Below are 21,240 nucleotides of genomic sequence, written 5' to 3' on the forward strand. Positions count from 1 at the left end.
TCGCCGCCGCGCGTGGGCGGAACAGGGTGATCCGCCGCGTACCGCACCGGGTGTACGTCGCGTCGCCGGATACACCCTGAGAAGGGGGACGGAATCCGTCTGATGTCAGCTCCGGCGTCGGTATCTCATGCCTAGGGTTCTTTCATGGATCTCCGAAAGACCCGGCTGCGCGGGCGTCGGCTGCTCGCGACGGTGGCCGCCGTCGCCGTTCTCGCGGGCGCGGGCACCTGGGCGGCCGCCGCAACCGCCGACGATGGGCCGGCCGTGCACCGTGCGGACCGGGTGCTGGACATGCCGGGGACGCGCCTCGACACCTCGTACTTCACCGCGGGTCAGGGCCGCCGCCCCGCGGTGCTGCTCGCCCATGGCTTCGGGGGCAGCAAGGAGGACGTACGGGAGCAGGCCGAGCAGCTGGCCCGGGACGGTTACGCCGTACTGACCTGGTCGGCGCGCGGCTTCGGTAAAACGACCGGCAAGATCGGGCTCAACGACCCGGAGCACGAGGTGGCCGACGCCCGGCGGCTGATCGACTGGCTGGCGAAGCGGCCCGAGGTACGGCTCGACGCCCGGGGCGATCCGCGCGTGGGCGTCGCCGGTGCCTCGTACGGCGGCGCGCTGTCGCTGCTCGCCGCGGGGTACGACCGGCGGGTGGACGCCATCGCGCCCGAGATCACCTACTGGAACCTGGCCGACGCGCTCTTCCCGAACGGCGTCTTCAAGAAGCTGTGGGCCGGGCTCTTCTTCACCACCGGCTCGGCCGATCTCGGAGGCCAGCAAGGAGGACAGCCAGCAGGCCAGCAGGGAGACCAGGAGGGCCAGGGCTCCGGGGGCGCGCCCGGACCGCAGGGCGGCGGAGGCGGCCAGGGGAGCGGGGGCGGCCAGGCCGCTCCGGGCGCCCCGCCCGCCGCGGGCGGCCGCGACCAGGGCTGCGGACGCTTCGAGAAGCAGCTGTGCGCGATGTACGAGCGCGTCGCGGTCGCCGGAAAGCCGGACGACGCCGCCCGGGGCATGCTGGAGGAGCGCAGCCCCTCCGCCGTGGCCGACCGGATCAAGGTCCCGACGCTGATCTTCCAGGGCCAGTCCGACTCCCTCTTCCCGCTCGGCCAGGCCGATGAGATGGCGAAGGCGGTCAAGGCCAACGGCGCCCCGGTCGACGTCGACTGGACCGACGGGGGCCACGACGGCGGCGACCGCGAGACCGGGCGCGTCCAGTCCCGCACCCGCGACTGGTTCGACCGCTACCTCAAGGGCGACCGGGGCACCGACACCGGGCCCGCCTTCCGCGTCACCCGCACCGGCGGTGTCGACTCCACCGACGGCACCCTCCAGATGCGCGGCGCCACCGGGGAGCGCTACCCCGGCCTGGAGGACGGACAGCAGACCGTGGCGCTGCGCGGCCGCGAGCAGTCGTTCGCGAACCCGCCCGGCGGCGGACCGCCCTCGGTCTCCGCGGTGCCGGGCATCGCCGCGCTGTCCCAGGCGTCCTCCTTCGGCATCGGCGTCTCCCTCGACATCCCCGGCCAGTTCGCCCGCTTCGACTCCGCACCGCTGAAGCAGTCCCTGCGGATCACCGGGACGCCTGAGGTGAAGGTCCGGGTGCGGGCGGACAGCGACGACGCCGTGCTGTTCGCCAAGGTGTACGACGTCGGGCCGGACGGCCAGCAAACACTGCCCTCCCAGCTCGTCACCCCCGTCCGCGTGACCGGCGCGAAGCAGGGGAAGACCGTCACGCTCCGGCTGCCCGCCGTCGACCACGAGGTGATCGCGGGCCACTCGCTGCGGCTCGTGCTCGCCTCCACCGACCTCGGCTACGCCTCCCCGGACCAGCCCGCCACGTACCGCGTCGCGCTGGAGGACGACGGCCTCACCGTGCCGACCGCCCCCGGGGTGCACACCGAGCCCGCCTCGCTGCCGTGGTGGGTGTGGGGGCTGCCGCTGGGCGGCGCCGTGGTGGCGCTGGCCCTGCTGCTGACCGGCAGGCGGCCGACGTCCGCGCCGCCGGCCGACCCCGAACTCGCCGACGTACCCCTGCAGATCACCGATCTGAGCAAGCGCTACGCCAAGTCCGCCGACCGGTACGCCGTACGCGACCTCTCCTTCCGCGTCGAGAAGGGGCAGGTGCTCGGGCTGCTCGGGCCGAACGGCGCCGGAAAGACCACCACGCTGCGCATGCTGATGGGGCTCATCGGCCCGGACGGCGGCGAGATCCGCGTCTTCGGCCAGGCCATCAGGCCCGGCGCGCCCGTCCTGTCCCGGGTGGGCGCCTTCGTCGAGGGATCGGGCTTCCTGCCGCATCTGACCGGACGCGCCAACCTGGAGCTGTACTGGCGCGCCACCGGACGGCCCGCCGAGGACGCGCACCTGGAGGAGGCGCTGGAGATCGCCGGGCTCGGCGACGCGCTGGAGCGCGCGGTACGTACGTACTCCCAGGGCATGCGGCAGCGGCTGGCCATCGCCCAGGCCATGCTGGGCCTGCCGGATCTGCTCATCCTGGACGAGCCGACCAACGGCCTCGACCCGCCCCAGATCCGCGAGATGCGCGAGGTGATGATCCGGTACGCGGCCGCAGGGCGCACGGTGATCGTCTCCAGCCATCTCCTGGCCGAGGTCGAACAGTCCTGCACCCATCTGGTCGTCATGGACCGAGGGCGACTGGTGCAGGCGGGCCCGGTGGGCGAGATCACCGGCACCGGGGAGAGCCTGCTGGTCGGCCACGAGGGCGAGCTGAGCGACGCCCTGGTCGACAAGGTGAGCGCCCTGCCCGGCATCACCTCCGCCGCGCGCACCGACGCCGGGCTGCTCGTCCTGGTCGACGGCGCCACCCCGGCGCGGCTGCTCGCCGAGCTGGTGCGGCTGGAGATCCCGGTGACCAGCTTCGGGCCCAACCGGCGCCTGGAGGACGCGTTTCTGACGCTGATCGAAGGAGGATCCGCATGAGCACGCCTGTGGCGCGGCCCGTGACGGAGGCGGCGCCCGGCTACCGGGCGCGCCACACCCTGCCCCTGCGGGGCGAGGCGGTACGGCAGCTGCGCAGGCGCCGCACCCTCGTGATGGGCGTGGTGCTGGCCGGGCTGCCGCTCGTCCTCGTCGCCGCGTTCGCGATCGGCGGCACGCCGGAGGGGCGGGACGACCGGGTCACTCTGATGGAGACCGCCACCTCCTCGGCCGCCAACCTCGCGGCCACCGCGCTCTTCGTCTCGGCGGCCTTCCTGCTGGTCGTGCCCGTGGCGCTGTTCTGCGGTGACACCGTCGCCTCGGAGGCCAACTGGTCCTCGCTGCGCTATCTGCTGGCCGCGCCCGTGCCCCGGGCCCGGCTGCTGGCCGGAAAGCTGGCCGTGGCGCTGGCGTTCAGCGCGGCCGCGATGGTGCTGCTGCCGCTCGTCGCGCTGCTGGTGGGCACGGTGGCGTACGGCTGGGGGCCGCTGCGGCTGCCCACCGGGGGCGAGCTGGGGACGGGTGACGCGCTCGTCCGGCTCGCCCTGGTGGTCACGTACATCTTCCTGTCCCAGCTGGTCACCGCCGCCCTCGCGTTCTGGCTGTCGACCGTCACCGACGCACCGCTGGGTGCGGTGGGCGGCGCGGTCGGGCTGACCATCGTGGGCAATGTGCTGGACGCCGTCACGGCGCTGGGCTCCTGGCGTGAGTTCCTGCCCGCGCACTGGCAGTTCGCCTGGGCCGACGCACTCCAGCCCCAGCTGGAGTGGGGCGGAATGCTGAAGGGGACGGCGGTGTCGGTGACGTTCGCCCTGGTGCTCTTCGCCCTGGCCTTCCGCGGTTTCGGGCGGAAGGACGTGGTGTCCTAGCCCGGACTGTGGCGGACACCGCCGTGACCGACACCCCGGTCAGTAGTCCTTGAGGGCCAGCGAGTTGACCACCTGGTAGAAGTCGTCGGTGTACGCGTCCTGGTCGCCCTCGCTGACCTCGGCCTCCATCCGCTCCCGGTTGGTCAGGGCCAGGTTCTGGTTGGCGGTCACGAAGTCGCGCAGCTCGCGCTCGTAGGCGGCGAAGGCCGTGGTGTGGTCACCACCCGCGGCCTTCAGCTCGCCCGCCAGGACATACGCCCCGATCAGGGCCATCGAGGTGCCCTGGCCGGAGGCGGGGGAGCCGCAGTAGCCCGCGTCGCCGAGCAGTGCCACCCGGCCACGGGACCAGGAGTCCATGTGGATCTGGGCGATCGCGTCGAAGTGGAAGTCGGGGGCGCCCCACATGTACTCCAGCAGCCGTGGCATCTCCCAGCGCGCGTCCGCGTACACCTCGGCCACCAGCCGCTTGTGCTCCGAGACGGTCCGGTCGCCCAGCACCCGCGCGGGCGGCTCGTCCGAGTCGAACCCGACGTAGACCCGGGCCTCGGCGTTGTCGCGGACGCTCATCACCATCGCGCCCCACGGGCCGTCGCCCTCCATCAGGTAGGCCATCTGCCAGCGGTCGAGACCGAGATAGTTCGGCACGGTCCACACCGCCAGATAACCCCCCAGCGGACGGAGGAAGTTCTCCTCCGGGCCGAACACGAGCCGACGGGTGCTGGAGTGCACTCCGTCGGCGGCCACCACGAGATCGAAGGTGCGCGACAGACCGCTGCGGAAGGTGACGGCCACTTCGCCGGTGCTCTGGGCGAGTGCGGCGATCGAGTCATCGAAGAGATATTCGACGCCCTTTCCGTCCGTGCCGCCCGCGCCCACGAGAACCGTCGCCAGATCGTCGCGGAGAATCTCGACGTCGGAGCGGTCGAGCCGACCGCCGCTCGCGGTCCATTCGGTGGTGCTGGAGAGTTCCTTTCCGTCGCCGTCCACCGTCGACATACCGCGCAGACCGGTGCTGTGGGCCCGGATCTCCGCCAGGACCCCCATGCGCTCACACACCTCCAGCGCCGTGCCCCGGACGTCGATGGCCTGCCCGCCGGGCCGCAGCCCCGCGTACCGCTCCACCACGGTGACCTCAAAACCGTAGCGGTTCAGCCAGTACGCCAGAGCCGGTCCGCCCACACTGGCCCCGGAAATCAGGACTCTCATATTCCGCATCGCGAACTCCCTTTCGTTCCCCCGAATCGCTTCTTCTCGTAAGAGTGAGCGAAGCCACCGACATCGCACCGACGCTCCACCGACGCACCGCCTACGCGGCACCGACAGGTCGCCGACAAGGCCGAACACCGCGCGAACCACCAGAGCGCAGTGATCGATTAATGAGAGTGTTACCTGATGGTGTTGTGCGGTTCTGTTGTCATCGAAGAGACTGGGGCTTCCGACTGGCCCGTACAAAAAGCCGGTTGGTTCGCACTGGTGACGTTCGGTCCTCCCCCCACGATCCGAACAAGGATGGGACCCATGCACACTTCGCTGGAGCACGCTCGCGTGTCCCGCGGCCCGGCAAGAGCGGTAAGCGCCTGTCCCGGGCGGCGCCGGAGACCCTGCTTCCGCAGCAGCGGACCGGCCACGGCTTCCGCGTAGCAGCCTCGCGCGTAGCACCCTAGAAAATCCCTCACGCGAAGCCTCACCAACGGCGATTCGCCATTCCACGAGCCCCCTCGGGCAGAGAGACGGCCACGCTCGGCATGCCCCGCGCGGACGGGATGTCCGCGTGCCCGGCACCGTGCCCAGGTGTCCCGTTCGGTGACGCACGACCTGGCAAGGAAGGAACTCCTCAGGTGCTCATTTCGCACCATCCGCGGTCACTCGAATCATCCGGAGAACCGCCCGAAGGATCGTCCGAAACCGGCGAGTCCGGTACGCCGCCCCAGGCCACAGCCGACGGCCCGAGCGGACATGTGCTGGCGGTCGGCGCGCCCGGCCCGGGAATCGACCGGCTGACCCGGACCCTGGTGTCCGCGGGCCATGAGGTGAGCCACGCCCGGCCCGGCGAAGTCGACCAGCGGCTCCGGCAGACCCCGCCCGACGCGATCGTCGCCCTCGACGGCGGCCACGACGGGCTGGAAGTGATCCGCGAGGTCCGCGCCGCCCCCGCCGGGCGGGCACTGCCCCTGCTCATGGTCGCCACGGACCCCGCGCCCACCGGCGTCGCCGACATGCTGCGCGGTGGCGCCGACGACTGCGTACCGGACACCTCCGACCCCGTCGAACTGTCCGCCCGCATCGAGGCCAAGCTGCGCCGGGTCCCGGTGCCGGTCGAGAACCTGCTGCTGGACCCGCGGACCGGCCTCTACTCCCAGCCGCACTTCCTCGGCGAACTCGACCGGGAGCTGAAGCGCGCCGACGACAGCCGCAGCGGCGGCGTCGTGGCCATGGTCGGCGTCGCCGAGATGGCCGCGCTGGAGGCCCGGCTGGGACCCCGGGTGCGCCGCGAGGTCGCCGAGCGGCTGGCCGGTGTGGCGGAGAAGCTGGGCGGGGTGTGCGACCGGCTCGGCTGGGACGAGGACGGGCGGCTGCTGATGCTGATGCCCGGCGTCGACGAGGACACCGCGCTCCGCGGCCTGCGGAAGTTCGCGAACACCGTGGCCGGGACCCGCTTCGTCGTCGCCGACGAGAACGTCCGGCTGACCCCGGCCATCGGCTGGACCCCGCTCGCCGACTGCCCCGACCGCCACCAGGCCGTGGACCAGGCCCGGGACGCGGTGGCCGAGTCGATCCGCCACCGGGATCTGCGCCCGGTCAAGTACGCGGCCTGGATGCGCGGTACGCCCCGTGGGCGGCGCCGTTTCACCATGGCGGTGCAGGCCCTGCTCTCGGCGCTCTCGCCCTTATTCGTCCTCGTACTCGGCGTCGCCATCCCCTTCGTGTTCTACCAGCAGATGTACGAACTGGGCTGGGACGTCGGATCGGCCGCCTACTGGGTGGTGGTCGGGGGCCTCATCGTCTCCGCGGTGCTCATCGTGCTGGAATGCCTCTTCTCCCTCGACGCGAAGTCCCGCCCCGAGCGGCCCGCACAGCCGTACCCACCGGCCAGCGCCGTCATCGCCGCCTATCTCCCCAATGAGGCCGCGACCATCGTCGACACTGTCGAATCGTTTCTGCGGCTGGACTACCCCAACGAGCTCGAAATCGTGCTCGCCTACAACACCCCGCATCCCATGCCCGTCGAGGACACCCTCCGGGACATGGCCCGCCGCGATCCGCGGCTGGTGCTGCTGCCGGTGGCGGGTTCCACCTCCAAGGCGCAGAACATCAACGCCGCGGTCACCCGGGTGCGCGGCGACATGGTCGGCATCTTCGACGCCGACCACCACCCGGCCCCCGACGCCTTCCGGCACGCCTGGCACTGGCTGTCCCACGGCTACGACGTGGTCCAGGGCCACTGCGTGATCCGTAATGGTGACAGCTCCTGGGTCGCCAAGCTGGTGGGCGTGGAGTTCGAGGCCATCTACGCCGTCAGCCACCCCGGCCGCACCCGGCTCTACACCTTCGGTGTCTTCGGCGGCTCCAACGGCTTCTGGCGCACCGATCTGCTCGCCCGCACCCGGATGCACGGCTCGATGCTCACGGAGGACATCGACGCCACGATGCGCGCGCTCCACGAGGGCGCCAAAATCGCCACCGACCGCACCCTCGTCTCCCGCGAGCTGGCCCCCACCACCGTCAAGGCGCTGTGGAACCAGCGGTCGCGCTGGGCGCAGGGCTGGCTGCAGGTCTCGCTCACGTACCTGTGGCGTGCGATGCGTTCACCGGACTTCACCTTCCGCCAGAAGGCCGGGCTGTTCGTGCTCCTCGGCTGGCGTGAGGTGCAGCCGTGGCTGACCCTGCAGATCCTGCCCGTCCTGCTGTACGCGGCGTGGCGCTCGGGCGGCCCCGGCGAACTCGACTGGGCGGTGCCGATCTGCCTGCTGGCCACCCTGTTCACCCTCTCCGCCGGAGTGGTGCAGGCGCTGTTCGCCTGGCGGCTGGCGATACCCGAACTGCGCCGCCGCAAGGCGTGGTTCTGGCGGTATCTCCTCGTGTCGACGTTCTTCTACAGCCACTTCAAGAACATCGTGGCCCGTCAGGCGCTTCTCAAGGAGGTGCTGCGGGACCACCAGTGGCGGGTCACCCCGCGCTCCGGCGGCGACAAGGCGGTGCCCGGCGCATGAGCACCCTGTCCACCGTCAACAACCACCACGGCCACCCCGCCGCGGCCACCGCCGTGAAGTCCGCGAAGGCTACGACCGCCCGCCGCCGCAACGCCGAGATCCAGGGCTACCGGGGGCTGGCCGCGATGGCCACGGTCGTCTATCACGTGTGGCAGCAGTACTTCACGTATGACGCGGACGGCTCCCATCCGCCGGTGGCCAACCCCTACGCGAACGCGCTCGTCTCGCTCGAGGTCATCGACTTCTTCTTCGTCCTGTCCGCGTATCTGCTGACCCTGTCGTACGCGCGGGCCGCGATCGACGGCGGCTCGACCAAGCCCGCCCGGGTGTTCCTCTTCCGGCGCGCCATCCGCATCGTGCCGCTGTACTTCCTCGCCATCACGTTCATCTGGGCGACCCGCAATCCGTCCCTGCCCGGGGACTGGGGCGACCTGCTCCGGCATCTCACCTTCACCCAGGTCTTCGACAAGGAACAGATCTTCTACACTATCGGCCCGACCTGGTCGCTGTCGCTGGAGATCATGTTCTATCTGGCGCTGGTCGGGCTCGGCCCGCTTGCCGCCCGGATCTGCCGACGGCTGAGCAGCCGGGGTGCGCGGGTGGCGGTGTGCGCCGCCGGATGCGCGCTGCTGTACATCGGGCCGATGGTCTGGATCGCCGTCGCGCACTACGGGTTCGAGGTGCCGCACACCGAATGGCCGGTGTACTTCGGGCCGCAGGCCCGCTTCGGCGGGTTCGCGGCGGGCATGGCTCTCGCGGTGCTGACCGTCGCCCTCGGCGAGCGCGGACGGCTCGGCCCGAAGGTGGCGATCCCGCTGCGGGTGGCGCCGCTGGTGGCGCTGTACGTGCTGTCGCTGGTCAGCGCGGACCCGGAGGACTTCGCCACCACCTTCTACCACCCGCTCTCGGGTCTGATGTGGACCGTGCTGCTGTTCACCACGCTCCATGTGCGGAAGCAGGGGCGGCTGGAGGCGTGGCTGTCGGCCCGGTGGCTCACCGCGATCGGGCTCGCCAGCTACAGCCTCTTCGTGTGGCACGAGCCCATCATGCTCGGCCTCTACGAGGCCGGAGTGCTGCCCTCCGCGGGCCAGGAGGGCTTCCCGCTCGCCGTACTGACCGTGCTGGTGGTGGCGGTGCCCGCGGCGCTGCTGAGCTACTGGGTCATCGAGTACCCGGCCAGCCTGCTCGGGCGGCTGAAGGACGCCAAGGGGCGGCCGCGGGACTTCTATCCCGAAGTGGCGCGCTAGCGAGGTGCCACCGTAAGTGCCGGTGTGTCATGAGTTGTCCCCGGTGTGCGGCTCTTCGCACACCGGGGCCCCATGACTATGATCTGGCTTGTTCTTGACGTGATAACGGGGAGACATCAGCGATATGGGCCGACACAGCCGCCCCACTCCTGCCCAGCAGGCCCGAGCCACATCCCTCAAGGCGGCCGCAGCCCTCGGCGTGGCCGGGACCATAGCCTTCGGCCTTCACTCGTCGGTCGGGGGCGACAAGTCCACCGAGGCCCGCTCCGATGTCCACGCGGCGCAGGAGCAGGCACCGGACATCGAGCCCACGGCCGATGACAAGCCCACGGGCAGCCATATTTCGCCCTCCCAGTCTGCGAAGCCCCGGCCGATCGCGGACCGGACGGACCACACCGACAGCACGAGCGGTGCGGACGGCGGCGGTTCGGGCGGTGGCGGTACGGAGCCCGCCGCGGCGGCCACCCCTTCGCAGACGCCGAGCGCGGACCCGTCCACACCCTCCGCGCCCGCGCACACCGATGTGGTCACCTCGCCGGCCCAGCGTGCCGACCAGACCCCCACCGACCCCTCGTCGCCCGCCGGGACGCCCAGCGACGACCCGACCGCTCCCGGCACCCCGAGCGGGCAGCCCAGTCAGTCGCCGCAGCCGGGGAACGGCAGCGGCAACGGGGGCGTGGTCGGCGGTGTCGTGGACGGCCTCGGCGACACTCTGGACGGTGTGGTCGGCGGCCTGACCGGCGCACTCGGCGGCTGACCGCTCGCCACCCCGCCCCGGACCGGGGCGGGGTGGACTGTGGGGTCTATCCCTTGGCCAGCGCCTTCAGCGCGGCCAGGCTGCCGTTGAACCGGTTGTGGTCACCCACCACCGGTCCGGTCGACGTGTACTGCCAGAAGGTGTGGGTCTTCCAGCCGGACGGCAGTGCCCCCGGCGTGGCCGCGTAGCGCGCCACCCACAGCGGGTTCTTCGAGGCGAAGGCGCCGCTGTTCCCCGTGCAGGACCGCCACCAGCTGGTGGTCGTGTAGATCACCGGATCGCGGCCGGTCCGCGATTTCACCCGGTCGCTGAAGTCCTTGATCCAGCTGACCATCTGCGCCTTCGTCTTGCCGAAGCAGGGCGTGCCGTACGGGTTGTACTCCATGTCCAGCACGGGCGGCAGCGTCTTGCCGTCGTCCGACCAGGCACCCCCGTTGCGTACGAAGAAGTCCGCCTGCGCGGCGCCACCGGACTTGTTCGGCAGGGCGAAGTGATACGCGCCGCGGATCATGCCTTTCTGGAAGGCGCCGTTGTATTGGGAGGAGAAGGACGGGTTCTTGTACGTCGTGCTCTCGGTGGCCTTGACGTAGGCGAACCGGACGTTCTTGTTCCAAAGGGATGTCCAGTTGACCGAGCCCTGGTGGTTGCTGACGTCGACGCCCTCCACCGTCCCGGCGCGCGGGGTGGCCGCCGGGGCCGCCTTCGGGGCCGCCTCGTGCGTGGAGAGGGTCGAGCCCATCCAGTCGCGCTCGGGGTGCGGGACGGACGAGGACGGGGCGGGGCCGGCGGCGGAGTCGGTGTCGGAATCGGTCGTCGACGCCATCGCCGGTACGAGAGTGGCGAGGACGGCGGCGCCGACCGCGGCCCCCAAACCGCCGATGGCATACGGCGAGCGCCAGCGCGAGGGGGCCCGGTGTGCGCCCTTTCCGGCCTTTAAGGACATCTGTTCCTCCGGAATTGGTGCTCCGTGGGGAGAGCAGTCCGCACTGAAGGTACGCGCGTAGATGAAACGCGCGGAAGAGATTTTGGAAATTCCTTGGGTCCAACTCCGTTTCACCACCGACACGTTGGCGATATGAGTGGCGATAAAGTGGAAAGCCTTGAATTTCCCGGGAAATCAGTCCTCCGCGGGCGCGGCGGCATACCCCGCCACCATGGCCCGCGCCGACCGCGTCGCCCGCGTGGCGACCTCCTCCACCACCTCGTCGGGATCCCCGAACACGCCGTCGAGCAGCAGGGTGGCGTACCCGCGGGCCAGCGCCTGCAGCGCCTCCAGCAGCGCCACCGCCGCCGTCCGCTCCTCCGGCACCACCTCGAAGGCGCTCGGCAGCAGCAGGTCCACGAACTCCCGCTTGGCGGTCAGCACCTCGGGATGGGCGGTGCGTACACCGGGGGCGTAGAGCAGTTCGCATCCGCCCCGGATACGGGCGGCCGCGCGCACGACGCTGCCCGCCATGGTGGCCAGCCGCTCCTGCGGCGACTCGACCGTGGCCACCGCCTCCAGATAGATGGCCCGCAGTCGCCGCGAGACGTCCAGCGCGGCGGCCGCCAGCAGCGCGTCCCGGTCGGCGAAATGGCGGTAGGGCGCGGCGGGGCTGACGCGGGTGCGGCGCGCGGCCTCCGCGACGGAGAAACCGCGCACCCCTACCTCGTCGACGATCTCCAGCGTCGCCCGCACCAGCGCGGCGGCGAGATCGCCGTGGTGGTACGTGGCGCGCCCCTTGCAGGTGGGTGCCATCCGGGCGACCTTACCCGACCGTTTTCCCCTGCTCCGCCGCGCCCGGCCCGCGCTTCTGGGCCTCGGCGTCCGCAGCACGCAGGGCCTCGCGCGAGCGCTCGACGCGGATCGGCAGATCGCGCACCCGCTGCCCGGTCGCATGGTGGAACGCGTTGGTGATCGCCGCCGCCGCGCCCACGATGCCCAGCTCCCCGATGCCCTTGCCGCGCACCGGGTTGGGGTTGTCGTCCCGCTCGTCCAGCCAGACCGCCTCCAGCTTCGGGACGTCCGCGTTGGCCGCCACGTGGTAGCCCGCGAAGTCGTGGTTGGCGAAGTCGCCGAAGACCGGATCGACCTCGCCGATCTCCAGCAGCGCCATCGACAGACCCATCGTCATGGCGCCCAGGAACTGCGAACGGGCCGTCTTCGGATTGACGATCCGCCCGGCGGCGAACACGCCCAGCATCCGGTCGACCCGGATCTCGCCGGTGTCGGTGTCCACCCGGACCTGTGCGAAGTGGGCGCCGAAGGAGTGGCGGGAGAACGACGCCCGCAGCTCCACGTCCTCGGTGGTGTCCGCCCGCACCTCCAGGCCCCCGTCCGGCACGGCGCCCCCGTACGTGTCCAGCTCCGCCAGCAGCGCACGGCACGCCTTGTCCACCGCCCAGCCCCAGGAGGCCGTCCCCAGCGAGCCGCCCGCGAACGGCGCCGGGCCGAGCGAGGCGCGCCCGATCTCCAGCCGCAGCCGCTCGATCGGCACACCGAGGGCGTCCGCCGCCAGCTGGGTCAGCGCGGTGCGCCCGCCGGTCCCGATGTCGACGGCGCCAACGCGCACCGTGAACGTCCCGTCGGCCTCGGCACGCGCCGTCGCCGACGAGGGGAACACATAGTCCGGGTGGTGCGCGGAGGCGACTCCGGTGCCCACCAGCCAGCGCCCCTCGCGCCGGATGCCGGGCTTCGGGTCGCGCAGCGCCCAGTCGAAGCGCGCGGCGCCCTCCCGCAGACACGCCACCAGCCCGCGGCTGCTGAAGGCCTTGCCGCTGTCGGGGTCGACGCCGGTGTCATTGCGGATCCGCAGCTCGACGGGGTCGATCTCCAGCTCGGTTGCCAGCTCGTCCATGGCCGACTCCAGCGCGAACATGCCCGGTGTGTGGCCGGGCGCGCGGAACCACGCCGGGGTCAGCACATCGAGCGGCGCCGTCTTCACCGTCGTACGGATGTTGGGCGCCGCGTACATCACCCGCGTCGACGCCCCCGTCTGGTCCGCGAACTCCACCATCGCGGAGCGCTGCTGCACCACCTCGTGGTCGATCGCGGTCAGCTTGCCGTCGCGCTCGGCGCCGAGCCGGATCCGCTGGATGGTGGGGGCCCGGTACGGGATCAGCTGGAACATCTGCTGCCGGGTCAGCGCGATTTTCACCGGCCGCCCGAGGTGCTTCGCGGCGAGCGCCGCCAGCACGGTGGGGGAGCGCGGAATGCCCTTGGAGCCGAAACCGCCGCCGATGTACTCCGCGATGACTTCCACCGCGCCCTCTTCGAGCCCGAACACCGCCGCCAGCAGCTGGGAGGACATGAACGGGCCCTGGTCGGAGTTGTACAGCGTCAGCCGGTCCTCGTCCCAGGCGGCGATGGTGGCGTGCGGCTCCATCGGGCTGGTGTGCTCGACGGGGGTGGTGTACATGGCCTCGGTCCGCACCGGAGCGGCCGCCAGCGCGCCCTCGGTGTCGCCGTGTTCGACGAACCCGGGGCTGCCGTCGGTCACCGTCTCGGCGACCTTGGCCCGCTCGTCGTCGAAGCGCAGCACCACATCGTGCGGCTCCCGCTCGTAGCTCACCCGCACCGCCGCCGCGCCCTCGCGCGCCGCCTCCAGCGACGTGGCCACCACCGCGGCCACGATCTGGCCGTGGTACGCCACCTCGGGGGACTGGAGTACGAACAGATCGGGGCTCGCCGGTGCCTCCGTGTTCAGCCGCGGCGCGTTGCCGGAGTCCAGCACCGCCAGCACACCGGGCCGGGCCAGCGCCGGGGCGCCGTCGACCTCCGTCACCCGACCGCGGGCGATGGTGGCCTGCACCGGCCAGACATAGCCGACGTCCGGCGTCGGGAACTCATACGCGTAGGTCGCCGCGCCGGTCACCTTGTCGAGGCCGTCGACGCGGGTCATCGGCGTGCCGACGGTCGGCCGGGTGGTGGTGGCGGTGGTCATGCGCGGTCCTTCCTCACGACGAGATCGCGGATGACCGCGACGATGAGATCGGTGGCCAGGTCCACCTTGAACGCGTTGTCCGGCAGCGGGCGCGCGGGCGCCAGTTCGGCGCGCGCCGCGTCCCGCAGCGTCTCCTCGTCCGGCCGATGGCCGCGCAGCCGCTCCTCGGCGGCCCCGGCGCGCCACGGGCGCGGCGCCACTCCGCCGAGTGCGATCCGTACGTCCGCGAGCGTGCCGTCGTCCGCGACCGACACCGAGGCCGCCACGCTCACCAGCGCGAACGCGTACGACCAGCGGTCGCGCACCTTGCGGTACCGCATGCCCGCGCCGGCCGGCGGCGCGGGCAGCTCGACGGCGGTGATGAGGTCACCGTGGCCGAGCACGGTCTCCTGGTGCGGAGTGTCGCCGGGCAGCCGGTACAGCTCGGCCACCGGGACGGTGCGCGTCGCGCCGTCCACCGACCGCAGATGCGCCACCGCGTCCAGCGCGACGAGCGCCACCGCCATGTCGGAGGGGTGGGACGCCACGCAGTGGTCGGAGGTGCCCAGCACGGCCAGATCGCGGTGCGCGCCCCCGATGGCCGGACAACCCGACCCCGGCTCACGCTTGTTGCAGGGCTTGGACACATCCTGGAAGTACACACAGCGGGTGCGCTGCAGCAGGTTGCCGCCCACCGTGGCCACCGTGCGCAGCTGCCCGGACGCGCCCGCCAGCAGCGCCTGCGCCAGCAGCGGGAAGCGCTCCCGGATACCCGGGTCGCCCGCCAGAGCGCCGTTGCGCACGGTGGCGCCGATCAGCACCGAACCGTCGTCGCGGTGCTCGATCCGGTCGTACGGCAGCCGGGACACGTCGATGAGCAGCCCCGGGTCCGTCACCCCGAGCTTCATCAGGTCCACCAGGTTGGTCCCGCCGCCCAGATACGTGGCGTCGGGCCGCTCGGCCATCAGCGCGGAGGCCTCGGCCGCGTCGCCCGCGCGGGCGTAGGCGAACTCCTTCACCGCACACCTCCGGCGGTGCTCGCGGACCGGGTGTCCTCGGCGCCCTCGGCACCGGCCGCCTCCATGACGGCGTCCACGATCCCGCCGTAGGCGCCGCAGCGGCACAGATTGCCGCTCATGCGCTCGCGCACCTCCGACTCGTCCAGCTCCGCCGCGCCCGGCACACCGGCCGCGGTGTCCTCGGTGACATGGCTCGGCCAGCCGCGCCGCGCCTCGCCGAGCGCACCGATCGCCGAACAGATCTGGCCCGGGGTGCAGTAGCCGCACTGAAGGCCGTCATGGTCGAGGAACGCCTGCTGCACCGGGTGCAGCCCCTCGGTATCCGCCAGCTCCGCCACGCCCTCGATCGAGACGATCTCCCGCCCCTCGGCCGCCACCGCGAACATCAGGCAGCTGTTCACCCGCTCGCCGTCCATCAGCACCGTGCAGGCGCCGCATTGCCCGTGGTCACAGCCCTTCTTGGTGCCCGTGAGGCCAACCCGCTCGCGCAGCACATCGAGCAGCGTCGTCCGGTTGTCGATGGTCAGGGGGTGGGTCGTGCCATTGATCCGCAAGCGGATGTCGCTACTCGGAGAGCGATGTGAGAGGCTCATACATTGAATGTATCAACCTCTTACATTCGTGGCGAGGGGAATGGAGTTCCATGCGAGACGTCGAAGCGGAGATGCACCGATGGTGGCGCGACGGGCAGCCCTTCGCCCGGGCCACGGTCGTCGCCACCTGGCACTCCTCACCGCTGCCACCGGGCACGAGCATGCTGGTCGGGCCGGACGGCTCGGCCGTCGGCAGCGTCTCCGGAGGCTGTGTCGAGGGCGCGGTCTACGAACTGGCCCAGGAGGTCACCGAAAGCGGCACCCCGGTCCTGGAGCGCTACGGGGTCAGCGATGACGAGGCGTTCGCGGTCGGCCTGACCTGCGGGGGAGTCATCGATGTGTTCGTCGAGCGCATCGACCGCACCGCCTTCCCCGAATACGACGACGTGGCCGCGGCGGTGCGCGCGGGCGAACCGGTGGCCGAGGTCATCTGCGTGGCGGTCGACGGCCCCGACCCGGCAGGACGCCTCGGCCGACGGCTGGTGGTCCGGCCGGACACCGCCACCGGCTCCCTCGGCTCGGAGCGGCTGGACGCGGCGGTCGCCGAGGACGCGCGCGGCCTGCTGGCCGGTGGGCGCACCGGCACCCTGCGCTACGGCTACGACGGCACCCGCACCGACGAGGAACTGACCCTGTTCGTGTCGGTGCACGCCGCACCGCCCCGGATGCTGGTCTTCGGCGCCGTGGACTTCGCGGCGGCCATGGCCCGTATCGGCACGTACCTCGGCTACCACGTCACCGTCTGCGACGCGCGGCCCGTCTTCGCCACCAAGCGCCGCTTCCCCGAGGCCCACGAGGTGGTGGCCGACTGGCCGCACCGCTATCTGCGCACCGAGGCCGAGGCGGGCCGGGTGGACGAGCGGACCGTGGTCTGCGTCCTCACCCACGACCCCAAGTTCGACGTGCCGCTGCTGGAGGAGGCGCTGGGGCTGCCGCTCGCGTACGTCGGCGCCATGGGCTCCCGCCGCACCCACGAGGACCGGCTGCGCAGACTGCGCGACACCGGTATCGACGAGAACCGGCTGGCCCGGCTCGCCTCCCCGATCGGCCTGGACCTCGGCGCCCGCACCCCCGAGGAGACCGCGGTCAGCATCGCCGCCGAGATCATCGCCGACCGCTGGGACGGTAGCGGCGCCCGACTGACCTCGCTCACCGGCCGTATCCACCGGCCCGACGCGGTGCGCCCGGCGGCCGAGGGCTGAGACGGGACCCCGGTCCCGGCCGCGGACCGCCATCATGGTCCCCGACCGAAGCGGGCACAGGAGGGGACCACAACAGCCGTGGAGACCGCGCGCAACACCGACGACGACGCCGGTGAACCACGTCAGGACGACCGGACCGCCGCTCCGGCTGGCGGCACGGCCGCACCGCCGAAGACCGGCTGGCGCCGCTGGGTCATGGACACCCGGCCACTGCGCCACCGCCCCTTCCGCCGGCTGTGGACGTCCACCACGGTCACCGCCGTGGGCAGCCAGCTGACCGCCGTCGCCGTGCCCAAGCAGATCTACGACATCACCGGCTCCTCGGCCTGAGTCGGCTACGCGAGCTTCGCGGGACTCCTGCCGCTCGTGGTGTTCGCGCTGTGGGGCGGTGTGGTGGCCGACCGGATGGACCGGCGCACCCTGATGCTGGTCACCAACGCGGGCATCGCCGTCACCTCGGTGCTGTTCTGGGCGCAGGCCTTCGCCGGTCTCGACTCGGTGCCGCTGCTGATCGTGCTGCTCGCCGCCCAGCAGGGGTTCTTCGGCATGAACTCCCCGGCCCGCAACGCCTCCGTCGCCCGGCTCGTCCCCGCCCATGAGCTGCCCGCCGCGGGCGCCCTGCAGTCCACCGTCGCCCAGACCGGCATGATCGTCGGCCCGCTGCTGGCGGGCGCGCTGATACCCGTCGTCGGCCTGCCCGCCCTCTATCTGGCCGACGCCATCGCGCTCTGCGTCACCCTGTGGGCCGTCTGGCGGCTTCCCGCGCTGCCGCCCCTGCCGTCGTCGGACGGCGCGGGTGGCAGGAAACGGGCCGGATGGCGGGACGTGACCGACGGCTTCCGCTACATCACCGCCCACCGCGTGCTGCTGCTGTCGTTCCTCGCGGACATCATCGCCATGGTCTTCGGCATGCCACGGGCGCTCTTCCCGCAGCTCGCCTCTCACACCTACGCGCCCTGGGGCGAGGGCTTCGCGCTCGGTCTGCTCTTCGCCGCGATCCCGCTCGGCGCGGTGGCGGGCGGACTGCTCTCGGGCACCTTCTCCCGGGCCCGCCGCCACGGCCTGATGGTCAGCGGCGCGGTGGTGGCCTGGGGTGTGGCCATCAGCGGCGTCGGCCTCAGCGCCAGCCTGTGGTGGGCCGCCGCGTTCCTCGCCGCCGCCGGTGTGGCCGACATGGTGTCCATGGTGTTCCGTGGCGCGATCCTCCAGTCCGCGGCCACCGACGAGATGCGCGGCCGGATGCAGGGCGTGTTCACGGTGGTGGTGGCGGGCGGCCCGCGGGTCGCCGATCTGCTGCACGGCACGGCGGGCTCGCTGCTCGGGCCCCGCACGGCGGTCGCCGCGGGCGGGGTGCTGGTCGCCGTGCTGATGCTCGGCCTGGCTGTCGCGGTGCCCGACTTCCGGCGCTACACGGCCTGACGGCCGCCCGTGCGCGCACCCGTATGCGGGCGCGCGCACGGGCAGCAGGGCTCAGGCTTCGCGCTCGCTGCGGTCCTGACCCCAGAAGGTGTGGAACGAGCCGTCGCGGTCGGTGCGCCGGTAGGTGTGCGCGCCGAAGAAGTCCCGCTGCCCCTGGACCAGCGCCGCGGGCAGCCGCTCCGAGCGCAGCGCGTCGTAGTACGCCAGCGCCGCCGAGAAACCGGGCGCGGGCACGCCCAGCTCGACGGAAATGGCCACCACCCGCCGCCAGGCGTTCTGCGCCTCGCCGAGCGCCTGCGCGAAGTAGTCGTCGGTCAGCAGCGTGACCGGCTTCCGCTCCTTGCCGTAGGCCTCGGTGATCCGGTTCAGGAAGCGGGCCCGGATGATGCAGCCGCCACGCCAGATCCGGGCCACCGCGCCGGGGTCGATGTCCCAGCCGTACTCCTGGCTGCCCGCCTCGATCTGGTGGATGCCCTGCGCGTACGCCACGATCTTCGACGCGTACAGCGCCTGCTCGACCTCGTCGGCGAACCGCTCCGCCGCCTCGCCCGTGAGCTGCTCGGCGACGGGCCCGGGCAGCCCCTGCCCGGCGTCCCGCACATCGGCGTGGCCCGACAGCGAGCGGGCGAACACCGCCTCGGCGATGCCGCTCACCGGAACGCCCAGGTCCAGCGCGGTCTGCACGGTCCAGCGGCCGGTGCCCTTCTGCTCGGCCTGGTCCAGCACCACGTCCACGAACGGCTTGCCGGTCGCGGCGTCGGTGTGCGCCAGCACCTCGGCGGTGATCTCGATCAGGTACGACTCCAGGCGGCCGCCGTTCCAGGTGCGGAACACCTCCGCGATCTCGCCCGGCGTGAGCCCCAGCGCGCGCCGCAGCAGGTCGTACGACTCGGCGATGAGCTGCATGTCCGCGTACTCGATGCCGTTGTGCACCATCTTGACGAAGTGGCCGGCACCGTCCGGGCCGATGTGGGTGCAGCACGGGGTGCCGTCCACCTTGGCGGAGATGCTCTCCAGCAGCGGCCCGAGGGACTTGTAGGATTCCACCGATCCGCCGGGCATGATGCTGGGCCCGTTGAGCGCGCCCTCCTCGCCACCGGAGATGCCGCTGCCGACGAAGTGCAGCCCGCGCTCGCGCAGCGCCGCCTCCCGCCGCCGGGTGTCCTCGAAGTGTGCGTTGCCCCCGTCGATGATCACGTCGCCCTCTTCGAGGAGCGGTGCGAACTCCTCGATGACGGCGTCGGTGGGCGCCCCGGCCTTGACCATGATGACGAGCCGCCGCGGCCGCTGCAGGGCGGCGACGAACTCGGCGGCGGTCTCGGCCGCGACGAAGCTCCCCTCGTGGCCGTGCTCCTCGATCAGCGCCTTGGTCTTGGCGGACGAGCGGTTGTGCACGGCGACGGTGTGCCCGTGGCGGGCGAAGTTGCGGGCGAGGTTGCTGCCCATGACGGCGAGCCCGGTGACGCCGATCTGGGCGGTGGGCTGGGTGGCGGAAGGGCTGGGCATACGGTGTTCCACTCCTGTCGCACGCATCGAGAACTTGCGCGAGGCGGCAGCGACGAGAGGGCTGGGGATCTTCCCTCCCGGTCGTCCCGGCGTCGCCCGGTCATAGTTACACGATGTGCTCGACGCCGGGATGTGTGTCCGGAGAAAGCGGCCGGAGTGTGTCACCTCTTCTCCTGCCCGGGCATGCGCCGGATTTGTGGGATATCCACAAGGCGACGCTGAGGCGTGCTGTGGGCAGTGCCGCGTGCTATATCGAGGTGGGCAGGTGCGGGGAGCGGAGCACGAGCAGGGTGATCTCGCTGGGGGCGAAGACACGGAACGGCGGGCCCCAGAAGCCGGTGCCGCGGCTGGTGTAGAGGAGGGTGCGGGGGCCATGGTGGCTGAGGCCGGCGAGGGCGGGCTGGTCGATGCGGACGAGGTGGTGGAAGGGCCAGATCTGGCCGCCGTGGGTGTGGCCGGAGAGCTGGAGGTCGATGCCGACCGCTGCTGCCCGGTCGATGAACTTGGGCTGGTGTGCCAAGAGCAGAACGGGTAGGTCGGGGTCGGCGCCGTTCAAGGCTCCGGCGAGGTGGGCGCGGTGGCCTGCCAGGCCGGAGGACTCGGCGGTGACGTCATCCACGCCGGCGACCACGAGGGTGTCGCCTCCGCGTTCGAGCAGCAGATGGCGGTTGCGCAGCGGCTCCCAGCCCAACTCGTCCATCAGGTCGACCCAGCCCTGGGCCTCGCTGTAGTACTCGTGGTTGCCGGTGACGTACACACGGGCCCGGGTGGCCCGCACGGTACCGAGCGGGGCGGCCTGGGCGCGGCGGCGTTCGGCCGTGCCGTCCGCGATGTCGCCGGTGTGGCAGACCAGGTCGGCTTCCAGAGTGTTCACCGTCTCGCATACCCGCGCCGACCAGCGCGTGCGATCGAGCGGGCCGTAGTGGGTGTCGGTGATGAGGGCGACGCGGATGCCGTCCAACCCGGGTCCCAGCCGGGGGAGTCGCACGTCGAGTTGGCGCACGCGTGGCACGCGGCGGGCCTCGGCGTACCCCCAGCCGAGCAGTACGGCGGTTATGCCGAGGACGGCCCACGTGGCGATACGGGCCCGGTCCTGGCTCTCGCCGACATCGGCCACGGTCAGGGCGAGCCGCAAGGGGACGCCGAGCAGAACGGACCAGGTGAACAGAGTCCAGCTCGTGCCCAGCAGGGTGTCGCCGATGATCGCCGCCCGATCCTGCTGGCGCCGGCCGTGGCCGCGCACCATCGCGAGCGGCATACCGATGAGACCGAGGGCGAACAGGGCGGTGCCGACCAGCGTGACGGGCAGCGGCCAGTGCTGGCTGGTGTGCAGGAGCACCCAGCAGGGCACGGCCCACAGCAGGACGGGGGCGATCAGGGGGATGTAGCGCATCAGGCGGTGCAGTCGGCTCTGCCGCGGCGCTTGTGCTTCGCCCCCGGCGGACCGGGTGCTGCTGGTGTCGGTCACGCTTCCCCTCCCTGGCCGGGCTGCCGTCTCGCGCACTGTATCCGGTGGCCTCGGGTCGGGCGGCTGAGTTTGGTGACGTAGGCGGTGTCTCCGTCGCGGAGCAAGTCCAGCTG

General features: G+C 71.9%; 14 protein-coding genes and 1 pseudogene. 7 read left to right on the forward strand and 8 right to left on the reverse strand.

Annotated features, from left to right (window positions below):
• Nucleotides 1-144: 144 nt before the first annotated feature.
• Nucleotides 145-2,937 carry an alpha/beta fold hydrolase gene (locus ACFV9T_RS12295; RefSeq protein WP_385439046.1) on the forward strand — a complete coding sequence of 931 codons (2,793 nt, stop codon included), beginning with the start codon at nt 145-147 and terminating at the stop codon, nt 2,935-2,937.
• Complete coding sequence (locus ACFV9T_RS12300) at nt 2,934-3,803, forward strand: ABC transporter permease (RefSeq protein WP_385439049.1); 870 nt, start codon at nt 2,934-2,936, stop codon at nt 3,801-3,803. The genes ACFV9T_RS12295 and ACFV9T_RS12300 overlap by 4 nt, the downstream gene beginning before the upstream one ends.
• Before the next feature lie 39 nt (nt 3,804-3,842).
• Here ACFV9T_RS12300 and ACFV9T_RS12305 read toward each other — a convergent pair whose 3' ends face one another.
• A complete protein-coding gene (locus ACFV9T_RS12305; protein WP_385439052.1) occupies nt 3,843-5,018 on the reverse strand; it encodes an FAD-dependent monooxygenase in 1,176 nt (391 codons plus the stop codon).
• A 623-nt stretch (nt 5,019-5,641) separates the two neighbouring features.
• Here ACFV9T_RS12305 and ACFV9T_RS12310 point away from each other — a divergent pair.
• The 3 genes from ACFV9T_RS12310 to ACFV9T_RS12320 all read left to right on the forward strand — a co-directional run bounded on the left by ACFV9T_RS12310 (nt 5,642) and on the right by ACFV9T_RS12320 (nt 10,018).
• Nucleotides 5,642-8,014 carry a glycosyltransferase gene (locus ACFV9T_RS12310; protein ID WP_385439055.1) on the forward strand — a complete coding sequence of 791 codons (2,373 nt, stop codon included), beginning with the start codon at nt 5,642-5,644 and terminating at the stop codon, nt 8,012-8,014.
• A complete protein-coding gene (locus ACFV9T_RS12315; protein ID WP_385439058.1) occupies nt 8,011-9,261 on the forward strand; it encodes an acyltransferase family protein in 1,251 nt (416 codons plus the stop codon). The genes ACFV9T_RS12310 and ACFV9T_RS12315 overlap by 4 nt, the downstream gene beginning before the upstream one ends.
• Before the next feature lie 124 nt (nt 9,262-9,385).
• Complete coding sequence (locus ACFV9T_RS12320) at nt 9,386-10,018, forward strand: extensin (protein ID WP_385439060.1); 633 nt, start codon at nt 9,386-9,388, stop codon at nt 10,016-10,018.
• A 46-nt stretch (nt 10,019-10,064) separates the two neighbouring features.
• Here the strand turns inward: ACFV9T_RS12320 and ACFV9T_RS12325 are convergent, their stop codons facing one another.
• From ACFV9T_RS12325 to ACFV9T_RS12345, 5 genes are all read right to left on the reverse strand, one after another.
• A complete protein-coding gene (locus ACFV9T_RS12325) occupies nt 10,065-10,961 on the reverse strand; it encodes a lysozyme (RefSeq protein ID WP_385439063.1) in 897 nt (298 codons plus the stop codon).
• 174 nt (nt 10,962-11,135) lie between these two features.
• The gene (locus ACFV9T_RS12330; protein ID WP_385439065.1) at nt 11,136-11,756 is read right to left on the reverse strand and encodes a TetR/AcrR family transcriptional regulator; all 621 of its coding nucleotides are present in this window, start codon (nt 11,754-11,756) and stop codon (nt 11,136-11,138) included.
• 10 nt (nt 11,757-11,766) lie between these two features.
• Nucleotides 11,767-13,941 carry a xanthine dehydrogenase family protein molybdopterin-binding subunit gene (locus tag ACFV9T_RS12335; RefSeq protein WP_385439068.1) on the reverse strand — a complete coding sequence of 725 codons (2,175 nt, stop codon included), beginning with the start codon at nt 13,939-13,941 and terminating at the stop codon, nt 11,767-11,769.
• Nucleotides 13,938-14,939, reverse strand: coding sequence for an FAD binding domain-containing protein (locus ACFV9T_RS12340; protein WP_385439070.1), 1,002 nt, complete (start codon nt 14,937-14,939; stop codon nt 13,938-13,940). The genes ACFV9T_RS12335 and ACFV9T_RS12340 overlap by 4 nt, the downstream gene beginning before the upstream one ends.
• Complete coding sequence (locus ACFV9T_RS12345) at nt 14,936-15,532, reverse strand: (2Fe-2S)-binding protein (protein ID WP_385439073.1); 597 nt, start codon at nt 15,530-15,532, stop codon at nt 14,936-14,938. Before ACFV9T_RS12345 ends, ACFV9T_RS12340 begins: the two co-directional genes overlap by 4 nt.
• Before the next feature lie 50 nt (nt 15,533-15,582).
• On the opposite strand from ACFV9T_RS12345, the gene ACFV9T_RS12350 reads away from it, so the two are divergent.
• Both ACFV9T_RS12350 and ACFV9T_RS12355 read left to right on the forward strand, forming a co-directional pair.
• On the forward strand, nt 15,583-16,734 hold the full coding sequence (locus ACFV9T_RS12350; protein ID WP_385439077.1) for an XdhC family protein: 1,152 nt from the start codon (nt 15,583-15,585) through the stop codon (nt 16,732-16,734).
• Between the two features lie 78 nt (nt 16,735-16,812).
• Nucleotides 16,813-18,153 (forward strand): annotated as a pseudogene (locus ACFV9T_RS12355) (MFS transporter).
• 51 nt (nt 18,154-18,204) lie between these two features.
• On the opposite strand, the gene gndA reads toward ACFV9T_RS12355, so the two are convergent.
• Nucleotides 18,205-19,659, reverse strand: coding sequence for an NADP-dependent phosphogluconate dehydrogenase (gene gndA / locus ACFV9T_RS12360; protein ID WP_385439079.1), 1,455 nt, complete (start codon nt 19,657-19,659; stop codon nt 18,205-18,207).
• Nucleotides 19,660-19,906: 247 nt separating this feature from the next.
• Nucleotides 19,907-21,127, reverse strand: coding sequence for a metallophosphoesterase (locus tag ACFV9T_RS12365; protein WP_385439081.1), 1,221 nt, complete (start codon nt 21,125-21,127; stop codon nt 19,907-19,909).
• Between the last annotated feature and the right edge of the window lie 113 nt (nt 21,128-21,240).

Origin of the sequence: Streptomyces sp. NPDC059850 (assembly GCF_042731515.1) — a bacterium.
In the GTDB taxonomy this organism is placed as follows: Bacteria; Actinomycetota; Actinomycetes; order Streptomycetales; family Streptomycetaceae; genus Streptomyces.